16 protein-coding genes are annotated in these 17,645 nt (G+C 64.4%); 8 read left to right on the top strand and 8 right to left on the bottom strand.

Annotation, left to right across the window (positions count from 1 at the left end):
* The first annotated feature begins 26 nt into the window (after positions 1–26).
* The 7 genes from mshD (at position 27) to D3250_RS05900 (ending at position 5,883) form a co-directional block, all read left to right on the top strand.
* The gene (gene mshD, locus D3250_RS05930; protein WP_119902461.1) at positions 27–1,028 is read left to right on the top strand and encodes a mycothiol synthase; all 1,002 of its coding nucleotides are present in this window, start codon (positions 27–29) and stop codon (positions 1,026–1,028) included.
* 75 nt (positions 1,029–1,103) lie between these two features.
* Positions 1,104–2,102, top strand: a complete 999-nt coding sequence (locus tag D3250_RS05925) for an NUDIX hydrolase (RefSeq protein ID WP_119903007.1) — start codon at positions 1,104–1,106, stop codon at positions 2,100–2,102.
* 60 nt (positions 2,103–2,162) lie between these two features.
* Positions 2,163–2,513 carry a GNAT family N-acetyltransferase gene (locus tag D3250_RS05920; RefSeq protein WP_119902460.1) on the top strand — a complete coding sequence of 117 codons (351 nt, stop codon included), beginning with the start codon at positions 2,163–2,165 and terminating at the stop codon, positions 2,511–2,513.
* 10 nt (positions 2,514–2,523) lie between these two features.
* Entirely contained in the window at positions 2,524–3,330 is an 807-nt protein-coding gene (locus D3250_RS05915; RefSeq protein ID WP_119902459.1) for a thymidylate synthase, read from the top strand.
* Positions 3,331–3,371: 41 nt separating this feature from the next.
* Complete coding sequence (locus D3250_RS05910; RefSeq protein ID WP_119903006.1) at positions 3,372–3,914, top strand: dihydrofolate reductase; 543 nt, start codon at positions 3,372–3,374, stop codon at positions 3,912–3,914.
* A 60-nt stretch (positions 3,915–3,974) separates the two neighbouring features.
* Positions 3,975–5,174, top strand: coding sequence for an aspartate-semialdehyde dehydrogenase (gene asd, locus D3250_RS05905; RefSeq protein WP_119902458.1), 1,200 nt, complete (start codon positions 3,975–3,977; stop codon positions 5,172–5,174).
* A gap of 16 nt (positions 5,175–5,190) precedes the next feature.
* Positions 5,191–5,883, top strand: coding sequence for a DJ-1/PfpI family protein (locus D3250_RS05900; protein WP_119902457.1), 693 nt, complete (start codon positions 5,191–5,193; stop codon positions 5,881–5,883).
* 6 nt (positions 5,884–5,889) lie between these two features.
* Here D3250_RS05900 and D3250_RS05895 read toward each other — a convergent pair whose 3' ends face one another.
* The 4 genes from D3250_RS05895 to D3250_RS05880 all read right to left on the bottom strand — a co-directional run bounded on the left by D3250_RS05895 (position 5,890) and on the right by D3250_RS05880 (position 11,140).
* Positions 5,890–6,927, bottom strand: a complete 1,038-nt coding sequence (locus D3250_RS05895) for an aldo/keto reductase (RefSeq protein WP_119902456.1) — start codon at positions 6,925–6,927, stop codon at positions 5,890–5,892.
* A gap of 14 nt (positions 6,928–6,941) precedes the next feature.
* Positions 6,942–7,820, bottom strand: coding sequence for a sulfurtransferase (locus tag D3250_RS05890; RefSeq protein ID WP_119902455.1), 879 nt, complete (start codon positions 7,818–7,820; stop codon positions 6,942–6,944).
* Positions 7,821–7,921: 101 nt separating this feature from the next.
* On the bottom strand, positions 7,922–9,694 hold the full coding sequence (locus tag D3250_RS05885) for a formate--tetrahydrofolate ligase (protein WP_119902454.1): 1,773 nt from the start codon (positions 9,692–9,694) through the stop codon (positions 7,922–7,924).
* Between the two features lie 195 nt (positions 9,695–9,889).
* Positions 9,890–11,140, bottom strand: coding sequence for a glycine cleavage T C-terminal barrel domain-containing protein (locus tag D3250_RS05880; RefSeq protein ID WP_119902453.1), 1,251 nt, complete (start codon positions 11,138–11,140; stop codon positions 9,890–9,892).
* Between the two features lie 132 nt (positions 11,141–11,272).
* Between D3250_RS05880 and D3250_RS05875 the strand changes: the two genes are divergently transcribed.
* Entirely contained in the window at positions 11,273–12,085 is an 813-nt protein-coding gene (locus tag D3250_RS05875; RefSeq protein ID WP_119902452.1) for an IclR family transcriptional regulator, read from the top strand.
* A gap of 11 nt (positions 12,086–12,096) precedes the next feature.
* On the opposite strand, the gene D3250_RS05870 is transcribed toward D3250_RS05875, so the two are convergent.
* From D3250_RS05870 to D3250_RS05855, 4 genes are all read right to left on the bottom strand, one after another.
* Positions 12,097–14,649, bottom strand: a complete 2,553-nt coding sequence (locus D3250_RS05870; protein WP_119902451.1) for a GcvT family protein — start codon at positions 14,647–14,649, stop codon at positions 12,097–12,099.
* Positions 14,650–14,787: 138 nt separating this feature from the next.
* Positions 14,788–15,945 carry a UDP-N-acetylmuramate dehydrogenase gene (locus D3250_RS05865; RefSeq protein ID WP_225973183.1) on the bottom strand — a complete coding sequence of 386 codons (1,158 nt, stop codon included), beginning with the start codon at positions 15,943–15,945 and terminating at the stop codon, positions 14,788–14,790.
* Between the two features lie 66 nt (positions 15,946–16,011).
* Positions 16,012–16,797, bottom strand: a complete 786-nt coding sequence (locus tag D3250_RS05860) for an amino acid ABC transporter ATP-binding protein (RefSeq protein ID WP_119902450.1) — start codon at positions 16,795–16,797, stop codon at positions 16,012–16,014.
* Positions 16,794–17,639, bottom strand: coding sequence for an amino acid ABC transporter permease (locus tag D3250_RS05855; RefSeq protein ID WP_119902449.1), 846 nt, complete (start codon positions 17,637–17,639; stop codon positions 16,794–16,796). The genes D3250_RS05860 and D3250_RS05855 overlap by 4 nt, the downstream gene beginning before the upstream one ends.
* Positions 17,640–17,645 lie beyond the last annotated feature (6 nt).

Below are 17,645 nucleotides of genomic sequence, written 5' to 3'. Positions count from 1 at the left end.
GAGTCCTGGAGCATTAGGCTCAGACCATGAGCAACGACGTCATCATCGACCTCCTTGAAGCCACCCCCTCACCAGAGCAGCTGCATGGGTTGCAGGAGCTAGCAGCTGCGGCCCAGGCAAGTGACGGAGCACCGCCCTTTGGGGACCAGACATGGGTGGAGCTGGGCAAGTCCGACGGACCCTCCGGCGTGGCCGTCGGCTATGCCTGGGAGCCGACGCCCGACGGCAGCAGGGGCAGATTGGTCGGAGCAGGTGTCGTCGTACTTGGCGACTCTGATCAGGATGCGGACGACGCCGCCCCCCACACCTTGGAGCTGGTGGTGCACCCCCAGTGCCGGGAACGGGGTGTGGCCAGGCAGCTGGGGGCGACGCTGAGCGCTTCCGAACTTGCCGCACAGTCTGAGGGCCACCTCCGAGCGTGGGCCCATGGCGGACACCCCGGCGGGCCTCGCCTGGCCGCTCGATTCGACTGGTCGCCGGTGCGCGAGCTGTGGCAGATGCAGCTGGACAACTCCGTGGGGCTGCCGCGCCGAGAGCTGCCCAACGGGGTCAGCCTGAGAAGTTTCCGACCCGGCGAGGACGACCATACATGGCTGAGGGTCAATGCTGAGGCGTTCGCCGATCATCCGGAGCAGGGACGCCTCACGCTGGAGGACCTGCAGGCTCGAATGACTGAGGACTGGTTCTCCTCCGAAGGCTTCCTGCTGGCCTGGGAGCATGGCTCCGGTGGGCAAGAGCGGCTGATCGGCTTCCATTGGACAAAGATCCACCAACAACCCCAGGGCAAGCGTGTCGGGGAAGTTTACGTGGTCGGAGTGGCCCCAGCGGCCCAGGGCCGCGCACTCGGTGCCGCATTGACGGTGGCGGGAATCGAATACCTGAGGCAGCAGGGTGTCGACTCCGTGATTCTCTACGTGGACGCCGACAACGCGGCTGCCGCAGGTCTCTACAAGAAACTCGGCTTCACCATCAGCACAGTTGACACTCAGTACGCCCCTGGTGCTGAGCGTGGATACGCGCAGTCCTGAGGCGGGACCTCCGACGCACAGCGGAACTTGGAACCCCCGTGCTGGTATCTTTCAACCGTGACCACTTCGGAGCTCATGACTGAGGTACCCCGCCGCCGTAGCGCCTCTGTCGCCGACGATGGAACAGAGGCTGACGTTCTCGCCGCGGGTGCCCTGGTGTGGCGGGTCCATCGGGGCCAACTGCAGGTCCTGCTGATCCACCGGCCCCGCTATGACGATTGGTCCTTTCCCAAGGGCAAGCTTGATCCCGGTGAAACCCTGCCCGAATGTGCAGTCCGCGAAGTCGCTGAGGAGATTCAGCTGAAGGTGCGCTTGGGCGTTCCGTTGCCGATCACCCGCTACGAGATCACCAAGAAGACAAAACGGGGCCCGGTCACTCAGCAGAAGGAGGTCTGGTACTGGGCAGCCGAAGTTCTTCAGGGCCGGCCCCGTCCCGACGGTGACGAGGCGGACGACGCCGTCTGGACAGGCCCAAAGCGGGCTCGGCAGATGCTGACCAACCCTGGCGACCGGGAGCCGCTGGATGCGCTGGTGCAACTGCACGAGCAGAACTGCCTGCGCACTGTCCCGTTTGTCGTACTCCGTCACGCCAAAGCAAAGCCACGGTCCTCCTGGTCCAAAGCAGAGGCAGAGCGGCCGCTGGCCGCTACGGGCAAACGGCAGGCCAAGTCGGTGGAGCAGCTGCTGACGGCTTGGCGCCCGCGTCAGATCCACTCCAGCCCCTGGAGACGGTGCGCAGAAACCATCGCACCGTACGTCAAGAAGCATCACCACAGGATCAAGTACCGCAAATCACTCACGGAGAAGCGGGCCAAGCAGCACCCGGACAAAGCAGCTTCTCGGGTTCGTCGCTCCCTGGAATGGATGCATCCCTCGCTGGTGTGCACCCACCGGCCTGTGCTGCCTATCGTGCTCGGCGAGCTCGGCGGGTGGTTGGATGAGACTGGGCTCAGTGATGCCTTGCCTCTGCAAGACCCGTATCTGCGCCCTGGTGGTGTCGTGGTAGCTCAGCAGGCGGTGGACAAGGGCGGGCGCATCGTGTCCCTTGAAGTGTACGAGCCGCACGAAGACTGAGCCGCCTGCACGGGGAGAGGGTCGGTGACATCTCTCACATCAGAGGGCTACCCTTGCTCTATGGGCACACATCGTAGGAACGAGCAGAAGAACGTTCACCCGGCGGCCGAGTTGGTGATCGATCATGACCGGTGCCGTGCGGAGCTGTGGGATACCGTCCGGGGAGAACGGACGTTCATCGGGTTCGTCGGCTACGCGGAGGAGACCATCGGAGGGCAGCCAGTGTGGCTGCTGATGCACACAATCGTCAATGACCGCTTCGGACGCCAGGGTTATGCTCGCGCGCTGGTCACCCTGCTGCTGGACAGGCTTGCCGCGGAGGGCAAACGCTTCACCTCCGAATGCACCTACATTGACCAGTACCTGAGCCGCTATCCGGAATACCGGAAACACCAGGCGCTGCTGGCGTAGAATCACCAGCGTGACCTTCATCCCCACTCCGTACGAAGACCTGTTGGCAGAGGTGCTCGCCCACGGTGCGCGGAAATCTGACCGCACCGGCACTGGTACGCGCAGTGTCTTCGGCCGGCAGATCCGTTTTGACCTGGCCGACTCATTCCCGCTGATCACCACCAAACGCGTGCACTTCCGATCCGTAGCTCTCGAGCTGCTGTGGTTTCTGCGCGGCGACTCCAATGTCCGGTGGCTGCAGGAGCGTGGTGTGCGGATCTGGAATGAGTGGGCTGACGAGAACGGTGATCTCGGACCTATCTACGGCGCGCAGTGGCGGTCGTGGCCAACTCCCGATGGCCAAAACGTGGACCAGATCAAGGGACTGGTGGATCAGCTGCGTGAGAACCCCGACTCGCGCCGCCACGTAGTCTCCGCATGGAATCCCGGGCAGCTCTCTGACATGGCGCTGCCCCCATGCCATATCCTCTTCCAGTTCTATGTTGCTGACGGCCGACTCTCCTGCCAGCTGTATCAGCGCAGCGCGGACATGTTCTTAGGTGTGCCCTTCAATATCGCCAGCTATTCCCTGCTGACACTCATGGTCGCCCAGCAGGCCGGTTTGGCACCCGGCGAGTTCATCTGGACCGGCGGAGACTGCCACATCTACAGCAATCATGAGGCCCAAGTGCGTGAGCAGCTCACCCGCCAGCCTCGTCCGTACCCCCAGCTTCAATTCAGACGAGCCCCCGAGTCTCTGTTCTCCTACGAGTTCGAGGACTTCGAAGTCCTCGAATATGACCCGCATCCCACCATCAAGGCCCCGGTCGCCGTCTGAATGGCACGTCACCGGGGGGTCAACACGTGGGGGTTGCAATGATGAGCAGACACGTACCGGTAGGCATGATCTGGGCGGAGGCCCGCGGCGGGGTAATTGGATCCGGCGGCGCGATGCCCTGGCATGTTCCCGAGGACCTGGCGCATTTTCGCGACCGCACGAGGGGTTGCCCCGTGGTGATGGGACGGAAGACCTGGGACTCTCTGCCTTCGCGTTTCCGTCCGCTGCCCGGCAGAACCAATATTGTCATCACCGGCGACACCGCCACCTTCCGCGGATTGACCGAGTCCGGTGCAATGCCTGCACACTCGCTGCCGGAGGCGGTCGATATGGCCCACGCCCACGCCGAAGGGGCGCACACGGTATGGATCATGGGCGGCGGGTCGGTTTATGCGGAGGCGGTGGACAGCGGAATCGCAGAGCTGGCCTCGGTGACTCGATTGGATCTCGATTCGCCCGGTGACACTTACGCTCCGCGCCTGGATCCTGACGAGTGGGCTCTGGTGAACTCCGAGCCGAGTCAGGGGTGGATGACTTCCTCGACGGGGCTCGACTACCGGTTCGACACCTACCGGCGACGCTGAGCTTGGTCATCGGTGGTCGCGAAGACACACCACTCAGAACATTTCGTTACCCTAGAAGCTATGACATCTGCCTCTCCTTCCTTTGCCCTGTCCTCTCATGCCGGAACGACCCCGTCGGTCGGGCTGATCGGCTGGCGCGGCATGGTGGGCTCTGTCCTGATGCAGCGCATGGTGAGCGAAGGCGATCTGGCGCACATCAATCCGGTGTTCTTCTCCACCTCTGCTGCCGGTAAGCCGGCCCCGGAATTTGATGGAGCCTCCCCGGAGAGCGCCACCCTCCAGGACGCATACGACGTCGATGCCCTGAGCAAGCTTCCGATTATCGTCACCATGCAGGGTGGGGACTACACCAAAGAGGTCTACCCCAAGCTGCGCGCTGCCGGATGGCAGGGTATTTGGATCGACGCCGCCTCCGCGCTGCGCATGGCTGACGAATCGATCATCGTGCTGGACCCCATCAATCGCGACGTCATCGACGCCGGTCTCGCCGCAGGAGTCAAGGAGTTCGTCGGGGGCAACTGCACGGTCAGCTGCATGCTGATGGGCTTGGGTGGGCTGTTCAAGCAGGACCTGGTGGAGTGGGGCACCGCCATGACTTACCAGGCGGCATCCGGTGGCGGAGCCCGGCACATGCGTGAGCTGCTCAACCAATTCGGCCACCTCGGCAGCGCGGTGGAGACTGAGCTGGCGGACCCTGCCAGCGCCATCCTCGAAATCGACCGCAGAGTCCTCCAGGCCCAGCGGGGAGAGCTCGACGCCTCCCAGTTCGGTGTGCCACTGGCTGGATCACTCATCCCGTGGATCGACGCCGACTTGGGCAATGGAATGTCCAAAGAGGAGCGCAAGGGTTCGGATGAAACCAATAAGATTCTGGGCCGCGGCGACTCTCGTGCTCCAGGTGTGCAGCGCCGCGGCGACAGCATCCCGTTCGAGTCCCTCTGCGTCCGCATCGGTGCACTGCGCTCGCATTCGCAGGCGCTGACCCTGAAGCTCCGCGAGGACCTTCCCGTCTCCGAGATTGAACAGATCATCTCCGAAGGCAGCGCCTGGGCGAAGGTGGTGCCGAATGAGAAGGAGGCTACGATGGAGCAGCTGACTCCGGTGGCCGCCACCGGTGAGCTGACCATCCCAGTGGGCCGTATCCGGAAATTAGAGATGGGACCGGCCTACATATCCGCCTTCACAATCGGCGACCAGCTGCTCTGGGGTGCGGCTGAACCGCTGCGCAGAATGCTGCTGATCGCCATCGGCAAGCTCTGACGGAACGAGACCTCGAGTGACCGCCCCGCTGCAGATCGTAGCGCTGCTGTTCCCGAACGTCACCCAACTGGACCTCACGGGCCCAGCGCAGGTCTTTGCCCGACTCCCCGAAGCGGAGGTTCATTTCGCCTGGCGAGACCGGGAGCCTGTCCCCACTGATTCAGGCTTCTCCATAGTGCCGACCACCACGCTGACTGAGGCTCCGCAGGCTGATCTGCTGTTCGTCCCGGGTGGCTCAGGAGCCTTCGACCTCTTGGAGGACGACGTCGCTCTGGACTTCATTGCCGACCAGGCAGCGGGTGCCCGGTTCGTGACCAGCGTCTGTACCGGATCGTTCGCCCTAGGTGCAGCGGGCCTCCTGGCCGGCAAACGCGCCACGAGCCACTGGGCGTCGCTGCACATGTTGGAAGCTTTCGGCGCGGTACCGGTCAGCGAGCGCGTGGTGCGCGATGACCCTGTGATCACTGGAGCGGGAGTCAGCAGTGGGATCGACTTCGCATTGACGGTGGTGGCAGAACTCTATGGCGAACGTATGGCTCGAGATGTCCAGCTTTTCATTGAGTACGACCCGGCTCCACCGTTCGACGCCGGATCGCCGCTTCGACCCGAGGCCGATCAGCAGGAGGTCAAGGATCGCCTCGCGTCCGTCACGGAGCACCGCTCTCCCATGGTCGCCGCCGCGGCAGAACGGTTGGCCGATCGTCGCTGAGCGTTCTCAGCAATAAGACCCCTGCTGGCGCGGAAGGAGCCCTTCCCTTCCGCCGGAGACCCAGTCCGGAGAAAAACTGCGATCTCCGGCAACCTCATCTTCAAGCGCGTCCAGTGCGGTAACCAGGGCAATGCCCAGCTGCGCGTCCAATCCGGCGAGCAGCTCATCCAGGTGAGCGGCATAGCGAGTACCGGGAATCACTGCGAGATTCAGACCCGAGCCAGCAGCCTTGGCGAACAGCCAGGCGAGGGCAAGCGCCGCGGTGGGAAGACCCGCATCAGCCGCAAGGACTCTGGCTCTCTCTGCCACCTGGTGGTTGTGCTCCAGGTTTTCGGGCGCGAACCACGGGAACTTGTGGCGTGCGTCCTTCTCGGTCAGTGCCGTCGGGTCGAACAGGTCAGTGAGGAGCCCTCGTGCCACCGGTGAGAACGCCACGAAGCCGATGCCAAGCTCTGCGCAGGTGGGGATGACGTAGTGCTCCACATCCCGGGCGAAGATGCTCCATTCGGACTGGACCGCGGTGATCGGATGCGCCTGGTGTGCGCGGCGAATCTCACCGCTGGTGACTTCGGAGAGTCCTATGCTGCGCACTTTGCCGGCACTGACCAGCTCCCCGAGAGCACCCACCGACTCTTCGATCGGAACCTTCGGGTCCGGTCGGTGCAGATAGTAGAGATCTACATAGTCGGTTTTCAACCTCCGCAGGGAGAGCTCGACCTGCTCGCGAATATGCTCCGGACGCCCGTTGATGCTGCGCTTTCCTGTTTCACCCTGGGGTTCGATTCCACATTTGGTCGCCAGCGTTATGCTGTCGCGGCGTCCGTTGAGGAACCGTCCCAGGATGGTCTCGCTGAGGCCCATCCCGTAGATGTTTGCGGTGTCGATATGGCGCACCCCACGGTCGCAGATCTGGTGAAGCAGAGCAGCAGCAGCCGGTTCCTCGATGGGACCGTAGGCTCCGGCCAGCGACATTGCACCGTAGCCGAAAGCTGTGGTGGTCAATCCGTTCGGGCCGGCGCCGAGGTCAACAGTGCGCATTGTCATACAGGGGCCGCGCCTCAGTGGCCGGGTTCGCTGCCTACTGCAATGGGCAGGCGCACGGCGTTGCCCCATTCGGTCCATGAGCCATCGTAGTTGCGAACGTTCTTGTAACCGAGCAGGTGGCTGAGCACGAACCACGTGTGGCTGGATCGTTCGCCGATCCGGCAGTAGGCGATGACGTCCTCAGCCTCGCCCACCCCCGCTTCCTCCTTGTAGATCTGCTCAAGCTCTTCGCGAGATTTAAAGGTGCCGTCGTCGTTCGCGGCGCGCGCCCAGGGCACTGAGGCTGCGGTGGGGATATGCCCGCCGCGCAGGGCCCCCTCCTTGTCTTCGAATCCCGGTGCGGAGGTCACTTCACCTGTGTACTCGGCGGGAGAGCGGACGTCCACCAGGGGACCACTTCCGATATGGGCGAGCACGTCCTCACGGAAAGCGCGCCATTGGTCATCCTCGCGGCGCGCAGGAACGGGGTACTGCGCATGAACCGGGGTGGGCACTTCGGTGGTCACCTCGCGGCCTTCGTCGATCCACTTCTGGCGTCCGCCGTCGAGTAGCCTAAGGTCACTGTGGCCGAACAGGGTAAAGACCCAGAGCGCATACGCGGCCCACCAGTTGGACTTGTCGCCGTAGAAGACCACCGTGGTCTCCGGACTGATGCCTTTGGAACCGGCAAACTCTGCGAACTGCTGCTCGTTGATGAAGTCTCGGGTGACGGAATCATTGAGGTCTGTGTGCCAGTCGATCTTGATAGCGCCGGGAATGTGACCGGTTTCGTAGAGCAGCACGTCCTCATTGGACTCCAGAACCACCACGTTCGGATCGTCTTTGTGCTCCGCGAGCCAGTCCGTGCTCACCAGCGCATTGGGGTTGGAGTACTGTGTCAGATCCTTGGACATGATGGTCTGCCTCTCGGTTGGGGTTGCCTTCAATGTGTCACAGCGGACACAACATGGTGCATCCAGGTTAACTCTCATGACGATAGGCGCGGCACGCTGCCTCAGAACAGCCCGACCGGCCGACCGTCATCGTCGATGTCGATGTTCTCCGCCGCGGGAGACGCCCCGAGCCCTGGCATGGTTTGCATGGTCCCACAGATCGGGTATACGAACCCCGCCCCAGCGGAGAGCCGCACCTCCCGCACGGGCAGTCGCCAACCGGTCGGCGCCCCCACCAATTTCGGGTCCGCTGACATGGAGAGGTGCGTCTTGGCCACACACACCGGGAGCCGACCATACCCAGCCTCGGTGAACGAGGCCAGGTCCTTCGCTGCCGTCGGGGAGACCTCCACCCCGTCCGCTCCATAGATCTCAGTAGCGATGGTTTCGATCTTCTCGATCAGCGGCGCCTCGTCCGAGTACAGGAATCGGAACCGCCCCGGCTCCTCAGCGGCCTCCGCCACCGCCTCAGCGAGCTCGGCTGCCCCTGCCCCACCGTCGGAGAAGTGCGTGGAGACCGCACACCGGGCGCCCTCCTCCGCGGCCACTTGCGCAATGACCTCATGTTCGGAGGTGAAGTCGGTGGGGAACGCGTTGATTGCCACCACCGGGGTCACCCCGTGGCGGCGGATGATCCGCAATTGGGCGCGCAGGTTCTCCGCCCCGGTGCGAACCTCCTCCGGATTCTCCTCGCGCATGCGCTCCGGCAGTGACTTGCCGGCGACCACGCGGTGGTGGCCGGAGTGGACCTTCAACGCACGCACAGTTGTCACGACAACGGCAGCATCGGGCTCCAACCCGGAGACCCGGCATTTGATGTTGAAAAACCGTTCGGCCCCCATGTCCGCAGCGAACCCGGCCTCCGTAATGAGGTAGTCGGTGGTGCGGGCGCCTATCAGGTCCGCCACCACCGAGGAGTTGCCGGTGGCAATATTGCCGAAGGGCCCACAGTGAACCAGCGCCGGGGTGTGCTCAACTGTCTGCAGCAAGTTCGGCTGCAACGCCTCCCGCAGCAGCACGGTCATCGCTCCCGCAGCCTTGATGTCTTCGGCGGTGACTGGTTTGCCATCCCCAGTGGTGCCCACCACGATCCGTCCCAGCCGGCTGCGGAGGTCCTCCAGCGAGCGTGCCAGAGACAGCGTGGCCATGACTTCTGAGGCTGCGGTGATGTCGAAGCCGGACTGCCGCACGGGTCCGTTTGAGCTCGGTCCTCCTCCGGCGGGGCCCATGCCAGTGATGATCTGCCGGAGGGAGCGGTCGTTGACGTCCATCACGCGCCGCCAGGTCACCCGTTCGGGCTGCAGGCCGGAGGGGCTGCCGCGATGCAGGTGGTTGTCCACCATCGCTGCCAGCTGGTTGTGTGCGGCGGTGACAGCGTGCAGGTCACCGGTCAGGTGCAGGTTCAGCCGCTCCATCGGCACCACCTGGCTCCAGCCGCCACCGGTGCCGCCACCCTTGATGCCTAAGGTCGGGCCGAGCGAGGGCTGACGGACCGCGACCGCTGCCCGGCGGCCGGTCTGTTGCAACCCCTGCCCTAAGCCTACGGCGGTCGTCGTCTTGCCCTCCCCAAGAGGGGTCGGGGTGATTGCGGTGACCAGGATGTACTTCGCCCGGGGACGGTCCGCCAACCGGTCGATCGCAGCCAGATCCACTTTTCCCACTCCGCGCCCATACGGCTCGATGAGATCCTTGTCGAGACCCAATTCTGCGCCGATGTCGTGGATCGGGCGCAGCTGCGTCCGCGCGGAGATGCCCAGACTGTCCTGGGCGGTCAGCGGCACGGCAGGCCCCTCGTCGGCGTCCTGCTGGCCTGGGGAGTGGCTGGTGTTTGTCATCGATGATCTCTCCTCGAACCGTGCCGGCAGTCATGGGCGCCACCGCTGAGCCTCCTCGCACGCAGTGAAGCTGTAGAGGTGGACTCTCGACATTACGCTGTCCCCCGGTGATGGGCCAGCAATTTATGCAGACTGTTCCACTGCGCAACATCGCCAGACGACGACGCATCCCCCGGGGGTCGCCAGCGGGTGCCGTCAGTTCGCCTTGGGCAGGTGACCGTTACCCACGGAGAAGGGCTGCTTCGGGGTGTTCTTGGCGGGATCGACGAACGGTTTGGGCACCACCACGGCGGGGACCACGCCTGCGGTGGTCTCGACCTCCAGCTCGGTGCCGATCTCACTTAGCTCGACGGGCACCATAGCGTAGCCGATGTTGCGTTCCAGTCGCGGGGAGAAGCAGGCCGAGGTGACCTCTCCGACCCGATGTCGGCTTCGCCAGACGGGGAAAGCCTCGATCATCGAACCGTCGTTGAAGGTTCCCAGCGGAGACCCCCCGATATGCACGCCGACGAGCCTGCGGGTGACACCCTGCCGCTTGATGCGTGTCAGGGCCGCCTTGCCGATGAAGTCTGACTCCTGTTTCAGGTCCACCATCCACTCGTACCCCATCCCTACCTCGAACGGGTTGGTCTGGTAGGTGATGTCGCAGCCGTGGGACAGAATGCCAGCTTCGATCCTTCGCATGTGACAGGGACCTATGACCTGCATACCCAACGGCTCCCCGGCGGCCCAGACCGCTTCCCAGAGCCGCACGCCGTCACGCGAGGCGTGCTTGACGTAGATTTCAAAGCCCAGCTCTGCGGTGTAACCGGTGCGGGAGACTATGACCTCCATACCGCCGATCACGTACTCCTTGAGCCGGTAGTACCCGATGTCGAGCACCTCGGGGCCGAATACCGCCGCCATGACCTGTCCGGACAGCGGCCCCTGGACCTGCACAGGGCCTACGTCGGCCTCCTCGATGGTGACGTCCATTCCGGAGTTGTGTGCCAACCCGCGCGTCCAGAGCAGGATGTCACTGTCGGCCAGGGAGAGCCAGAAATGATTCTCTCCGAGTCGGAGCAGGACGGGGTCGTTGAGGATGCCGCCATCCTCGCCTGTCATAAAGACGTACTTGCACTGACCGACCTCGCATTTGTGGAGATCGCGGGGTACCAGCATGTTCGTGAAAGCGAAGGCATCAGGTCCGGTGATCTCGATCTGCCTCTCGACTCCCACATCCCACAGAGTCACCCCTTGGAGCAGAGCCCAGTATTCGGCAACCGGATCGCCGTAGTGACGAGGGTGATACATGTGGTTGTAGACGCTGTACATCGCGACGCCGTGTTGACGCGAAGCCCAGAAGAAGGGGGATTTCCGAAGCCGCGGATATAGGAGTATCCGGGGGTCCGGGATCACCGAGTCAACATCGTCTGTGAGGGCGAAATTGCTTTCGTTGAGAGTCATGGGAGCCTCCCTGCTGCCACATCATCGGGACACTTCCAGCATGACACTGTGTCGCGTATCACACAATAGGTTGCGCAATGCGCGACGATAACACTTGCCCTAAGCCTCTGGAACCGGCATGCTCAATACATCATGAGTACAGCGACGGCACACCCGTGGCACGACGACTCGCTCTCCTCCGGCCCTCCGGTGAAGTCAGTCGACCGCGCCTTGACAGTTTTGGACATCCTCGCGCGCGAGGGGGAGGCCAGTCTCAGTCAGATGGCCCGGGAACTCGGGGTGCACAAGTCCACTGTGGGGCGCCTGGTTGAGACCCTCGTCCGTCATGACCTGGTGGACGCCCCTAATGGCTCCGGCGGGTACCGACTCGGCGTAGGCTGTCTACGCCTGGCCGGCGCCACCGCCGCGCGCCGGGATGTGAGCCTGGAGGCCCAGCCGGTGTGCGATGAGCTCTCCGCGGTCATCGGGGAGACCACCAACGTAGCCATCACTCGTGAAGGCGTAGCAATTAACGTGTGTCAGTCCGAGGCTCACAGCACGGTGGCCATGCGCAACTGGATCGGCCAGCACACCGCCCTGCACGCCACGGCCAACGGCAAAGTACTGCTGGCCCACCTGCCGGAGGAGGACCGTGCCGCTCTGCTCGATACGGGCTTAACTCCGTTTACTGAGCACACGCTGACCTGTCCCGCGGCGCTCTCTGAAGAGCTGCACCGAATCCGCACCCGGGGCTGGGCCTTTGCTGTAGAGGAGTTCGAGGAGGGACTCAACGCCGTTGCCGCTCCAGTCTTCGACCACAGCGGCAACGTCGTCGCCGGGATCAGCGTGGCCGGCCCCTCATATCGCCTGCCGCCGGACCGGCTGCCGGAGGTCCGTGCACCGGTGCTCCGCGCCGCCAACGCTCTCTCTCTCCGGCTGGGGCACGTGGGCCATGTACGCGACTGAACGGCAGCTCCTCACCCTTTGACCCGCGCATGCTCTGGGTCGAACGGTGCCGTCCGGCCCACTGCCAGCACCTCGGCCGGCAGCCGCGCGCCCAAATACTCCACCTGCAGTCGGGCACCCGCCATCGCCCGCTCCGGCGGCAGGTAGGCCAGCATCACATACCGACCCAAAGACGGCGCCGGGCCCGCGCTGGTGATGTAGCTGCGCCGACCGTGGCCGTCCACTAGGGGTAGGCCGTCTTCGTCGAGCACCGGTTCGTTACCGGTGGGGAACCGGGGCGCGGCGACCCCTCCTCCGGTCAGGGCAAGCGTGCACAGCACCGAAGTCGGCTCCTGCCCCCGGGCCAACAAGTACGCGTCCTTGCCGAGGAAGTCCGCCTCCTTCACTTTCGGCAGCGCGAGCCCCGCCTCAACAGGGCCGCGATCCGGAGCGAGCTCGGCCCCGAAAAGTCGGTGCGCTTTCTCCAACCGCCCGGTGGTGCCGTAGACCCCTCCCCCTGCAGCGATGAGGCCGTGCGGTCGGCCAGCCTCCCACAGGGCATCCCATAGGGCCAGCCCTTGCTCCACCGGAAGGTGGATCTCCCAGCCAAGGTCTCCCACATAGGAGATTCGCACCATAAGCGTCGGGATTCCGGCGAGCACCACTTCCCGGGCGGTCCCGAACCGGAACCCCTCATCGGAGAGGTCGTCGTCGGTCAGCGTCTGCACTATGCGGCGAGCATGCGGCCCCCAGAGCCCGACCGCGCAGGTCGCCGACGTCAGGTCCTGGATCACCACGCGACCGTCGTCGAGGTCAGTGGCCAGGTGGCGGCGAAGCCAGGCGAGGTCACGCGCTCCGTCGGCAGCTCCGGTGATGACTCTGAAGTGGTGCCGCCCCAGTCGCACGATGGTCAGATCGGACCGGAAGCCACCGCGGACATCCAGCAGCGGTGTGTAGACGACCCGACCCTCGGCACAGTCAACGTCCCCCACCGCCATCCACTGCACCGCTTCCAGAGCTGCCGGACCAGTGACATCGATGATGCTGAAAGCAGTAAGGTCGAACATCGCAGCCCGCTCGCGCATGGCCAGGTGCTCGGCCTCGATAATTGGCGACCACCAGCGGGTGTCCCACTCGTGGACCCGGAGGTCGATGCGCCCGGCGTATTCCGCCACAAGGGGCGCGTTGGCCGCATACCACTGGGGACGTTCCCAGCCTGAGACCTCATAGTATTCCCCGCCGAGCGCATGGGTGCGCGGCTGGAAGGGGCTGGTGCGCATAGGGCGACTGCTGCTCCACTGCTCCCGCGGGTGCGCGATCCCGTAGACCTTTGGGAAACCCTCCGCCGCCCGAGCCCGGACATGGCGGCGTGTCCGACCGTGACGCGTGACGCGGGTGATGTCTGCACCATGGACATCCAGCTCAGAGGCGCCTGTGGTCATCCATTCGGCGACGGCTCGGCCGACGCCCGGACCCTCTTTGATCCACACGGCGGCCGCGGACCACAGTCCTCGGACCTCGGCGGTCTCTCCCAGCAGCGGGGCGCCGTCGGCGGTGAGCGAAAGCAGCCCGTTGATCGCATGAGTGGCCCCGACACCCTCGCGCCCGTGCTCACCGAGCAGTTCGGGATACAGACTCCGGGCCTGGGCCAGCTGCGGGCCGAAGTCCTCCTCAGTAAACGGCATCTGGGTGGGTGAGTCCTGCCCCCGCGCACCCAGCGGGGGGATATCGGCGGGCTCGTGAAGTATCGGCCGATGCGCATAGGAGCCCAGCTCCAGGTCCGCACCGCGCTGCCGGGCGTACATGCGGGCGTCCATGTCCCGGACCAGGGGCACTGAGATCCACTCCTCGGTGGCAGCCAGCTCAGGGATGGGCCCAAGGTCCATCATCTGGTGTACAGCGGGCACAAGCGGGATGCTCGCCCCGGCAAGTGCTGCGATCTGCGGACTCCACACCCCACAGGCCACGACCACGTGCTCAGCCTCCACCCAGCCGCGGTCGGTCTCGACGGCCCGCACCCGGCCCGGGATGTCCCCGCGCGTACCGGAGTGCACCGCGAGGCCGGTGACCTCGGTGCGGTCGGCGACCTGCAGGGCACCTAGCTCCACAGCCCGGCCTCGCATCAGCTCACCGGCGCGCACAGCATCGACGATCGCCCCGGTGGGAGTGTGAAATCCGCCCAGCAGCAGATCCTCCCGGATCCACGGCATGTGCTGTTTGACCTGTGCCGGGTTGATCAGCTCGGCATCGACACCCCAAGCCTCCGCGGAGGTCCGCCGGCGCCGCAGCTCTTGGAGACGTTCCGGGGTACGTGCCACCTCGATGCCGCCGCACTGGGTGAGAACTCCGAGTGCGGTGTACTGACGCAGCGAGTCCAGGGTGAGTTCGGTGATCTCCTTGGAGTGGTCAACCGGGAACACGAAGTTCGACGCGTGATCGGTGGAGCCCCCCGGCTCAGGCAGCGGTCCCTTGTCGACCAGCAGGATGTCGCGCCATCCGAGCTCCGCAAGGTGTCGGACGATCGAGCTGCCGACGATGCCAGCCCCGATGACAACGACGTGTGCACGGCCAGGCAGGTCTTTCATCGCTCTCACCACCACTGCTGGGCGACCCTAGTAACCTGATGATATACCCGACATCGAGCCGTGGACCATGGTCAAGCACGGAGAAATAACGCATAGAAAGTACCTGGTGGCCTTCACCACCGGCTCATGCAGAAGTGCTCACAGCTTGCAGCCGATCAAGACGGGCTCAGGGTGGAGTGTGATGCCGAACTTCTCGCGCACCTGGTCGCGCGCGGCGCGGGCAACGGTGAGCAGGTCTTCTGTCGAGGCGTCGCCCCTGTTCGTCACTGCCAGGGTGTGTTTGGTTGAGAGCGCCGCGCGACCCCCCACGAGACCGGCACCTTCGGCCCCCCTGCCCAGTTCCGGGCCATCGGCGAGACCGAATCCTTTGCCGCACCCGGCCTGATCAATCAACCAGGCCGCTGAGAGTTTGACCAGCGCCTGACCGTCTCCGCTGTACCCAGCCGAGAACCGTGGTGTTCGCTCCGGAAGCTCCTCAAGTCGCGCCTCCGCGATGATGGGATTGGTGAAGAAACTGCCGGTGGACCACGTGTCATGATCCTCGCCGTTGAGGACCATTCCTTTGTTGGAACGAAGCTCCAAGACCTTCTGCCGGACATGGGGCAGCGCCGCCCGACGGGAGGACTCCTCCGCGGTGTGGTCCAACCCCAGCGCGCGGGCGAGCTCGGCATAACGCACCGGAGCGGAGAGCGGCGGTCCCGCCTCATGGGTCAGGCGGAACGTGACCGACAGAACCACGTAGCGGGGAGACCCTGAGATGGTAGTGCGTTTAAGTAGGGAGTCGCGGTACCCGAATTCAAGGTCCTCATTGTTCAGCACCACAATGTCTGCCACTGCCCGGTCCCACGCCCGCACCTGAACGATAGTCTGCGAGACGTCAGAGCCGTAGGCTCCAACATTCTGAACCGGCACGGCACCTGTCGCACCGGGAATCCCAGAGAGCGCCTCCAGCCCGCAGAGCCCGCGCTCTACGGTCCACGCCACCACCCTGTCCCAATCGTGGCCGGCCGCCACGCGAACTTCGACCGCGTCGTCCCCGACGGGCTCCGCTGAGAGCCCATCGAATGCCAGCTGCAGAACCGTGCCGGAGAAACCGCGATCGCTGACTAACAGGTTGGACCCCCCGCCCAGGACTAGGAGGCTGTCCTGACCGGCGGTACGTGCTGCTTCGTCCGGGAGTGGGTGTGTCTGCAGAACGTCGACGGCCTCGGCCTCACTGCGGGCCACGATCCACCGGTCTGCGGGGCCGCCGACCCGTGCGGTGGTGTGGTCGGCGAGAATCTGCGCTGTGCTCACCCCACAAGCCTAACCGTCGAGCACTGTCGGATCATACGCGCAGGAAGCCGGGAGAGGCCCAACCGATCACTCCCCCAGCGGATTGAGTACCCTCCGGAGGAAATCCTGGGTGCGCGGTTGAGTGGGCGCACCGATCACCTGGTGGGCAGGGCCTTCCTCCACCACGAGGCCGTTGTCGAGGAAGACCACACGATCCGCGACTTCGCGGGCGAAGCCCATCTCATGGGTGACCACAAGCATCGTCATTCCCGCCCGAGCCAGGTCGCGCATGATGGAGAGCACCTCTCCGACGGTCTCCGGGTCCAACGCCGAGGTGGGCTCATCGAACAGCATCAGGCTAGGCTGCATCGTCAGCGCGCGGGCGATGGCGACCCGCTGCTGCTGGCCGCCCGAAAGCTGAGCCGGACGTCGGTCGGCGAGATGCTTCAACCCGACCAGCTCCAGGTGATGCAGCGCCTCCTCCTCGGCCGCATCTTTGGAGTGTTTGAGCACCCTACGCGGGGTGATCGTGCAGTTCTCGAGCACACTGAGATGCGGAAACAGGTTGAACTGCTGGAAGACCATCCCTATCTGTCGGCGCATCGCGTCAAGGTTGACGTCTTCGTGGGTGGCTTCGAACTGACCAACGGTGATGCGCCCAGCGTCAGGGTCCTCCAATCGGTTGACACAGCGCAGCAGCGTGGACTTACCGGACCCTGAGGCGCCGATGAGACACACCACCTGGCCTGGGCTGACGGTCATGTCAATGCCCTTGAGCACTTCAACGTCCCCGAATGACTTATGGAGGCCGTCAATCACCACACCGGCGGGGTCGGTGATCATCTGGCCCGGGTTTCCCGACACTTCACTCATGCGACTCCCGAGGAGACTGGGGAGGCTGTGGCCTTCTTCTTGTGGCGCCTCCGCGAGGAATTTGTGGGCGACCGCTCCTCCATCCGTCGAGCGAGTATGGACAGGGGGACGGTGATCAGCAGATAACAGACCCCGGCCACGACCAACGGGGTCATTCCGGCCTGATACATCGTGATGCCGTCGCGGCCCATTTTGGTGAGTTCCGCGGCCGAGCCTGCCATGCCGACGACGAAGATCAGCGACGAATCTTTGGTCAGCAGGATCGCCTCATTGGTCAGCGGCGGCAGCACAATCCGGAATGCCTGCGGGATCTGAATTGTCAGCATAGCCCGCCATGCTGGCATGCCCAGTGCACGCGCGGCCTCCATCTGGCCCTTCGGTACAGCTTGGAGGCCAGCCCTGATGGTCTCAGCGATGTACGCCGCTCCCACGATCGCTAGCGCCGTGGAGGCCGTTTGCAGCGTGCTCAGGTTCAGCCCGAATGCAAGCGAGGCACCGAACCCCAGTGCTATGAACACCAGGATTGCGGGGATGCCGCGAAAGAACTCGATGTAGAGCGTAGCGAACCACCGGTACACCGGGAAGGATGCGATGCGCATCAGCGCCAGCACCGTGCCGCCGATGAGCCCGAACAGGAACCCGAAGAATGTGTACCGGACAGTGTTCCACAGCCCGACGGTGATGACCTCAGGAAACATCGCCATCACAGGTTCAAGGTTGAAGAAGCTCCGCTGCACCGCCGTCCAATCGATGATGATGATCAGAACGACGACGATCCCAGCGAAGATCGCAGCCTGAATTCCTAGAGACAGCCTGGCTCGGTCGCGGTTGGAGAGCGCCATGATGAC

It is taken from the genome of Nesterenkonia natronophila (genome assembly GCF_003595215.1).
In the GTDB taxonomy this organism is placed as follows: domain Bacteria; phylum Actinomycetota; class Actinomycetes; order Actinomycetales; family Micrococcaceae; genus Nesterenkonia; species Nesterenkonia natronophila.
Note: the sequence above shows the minus strand (reverse complement) of the source record. Positions and strands in the feature narration are given on the sequence as shown.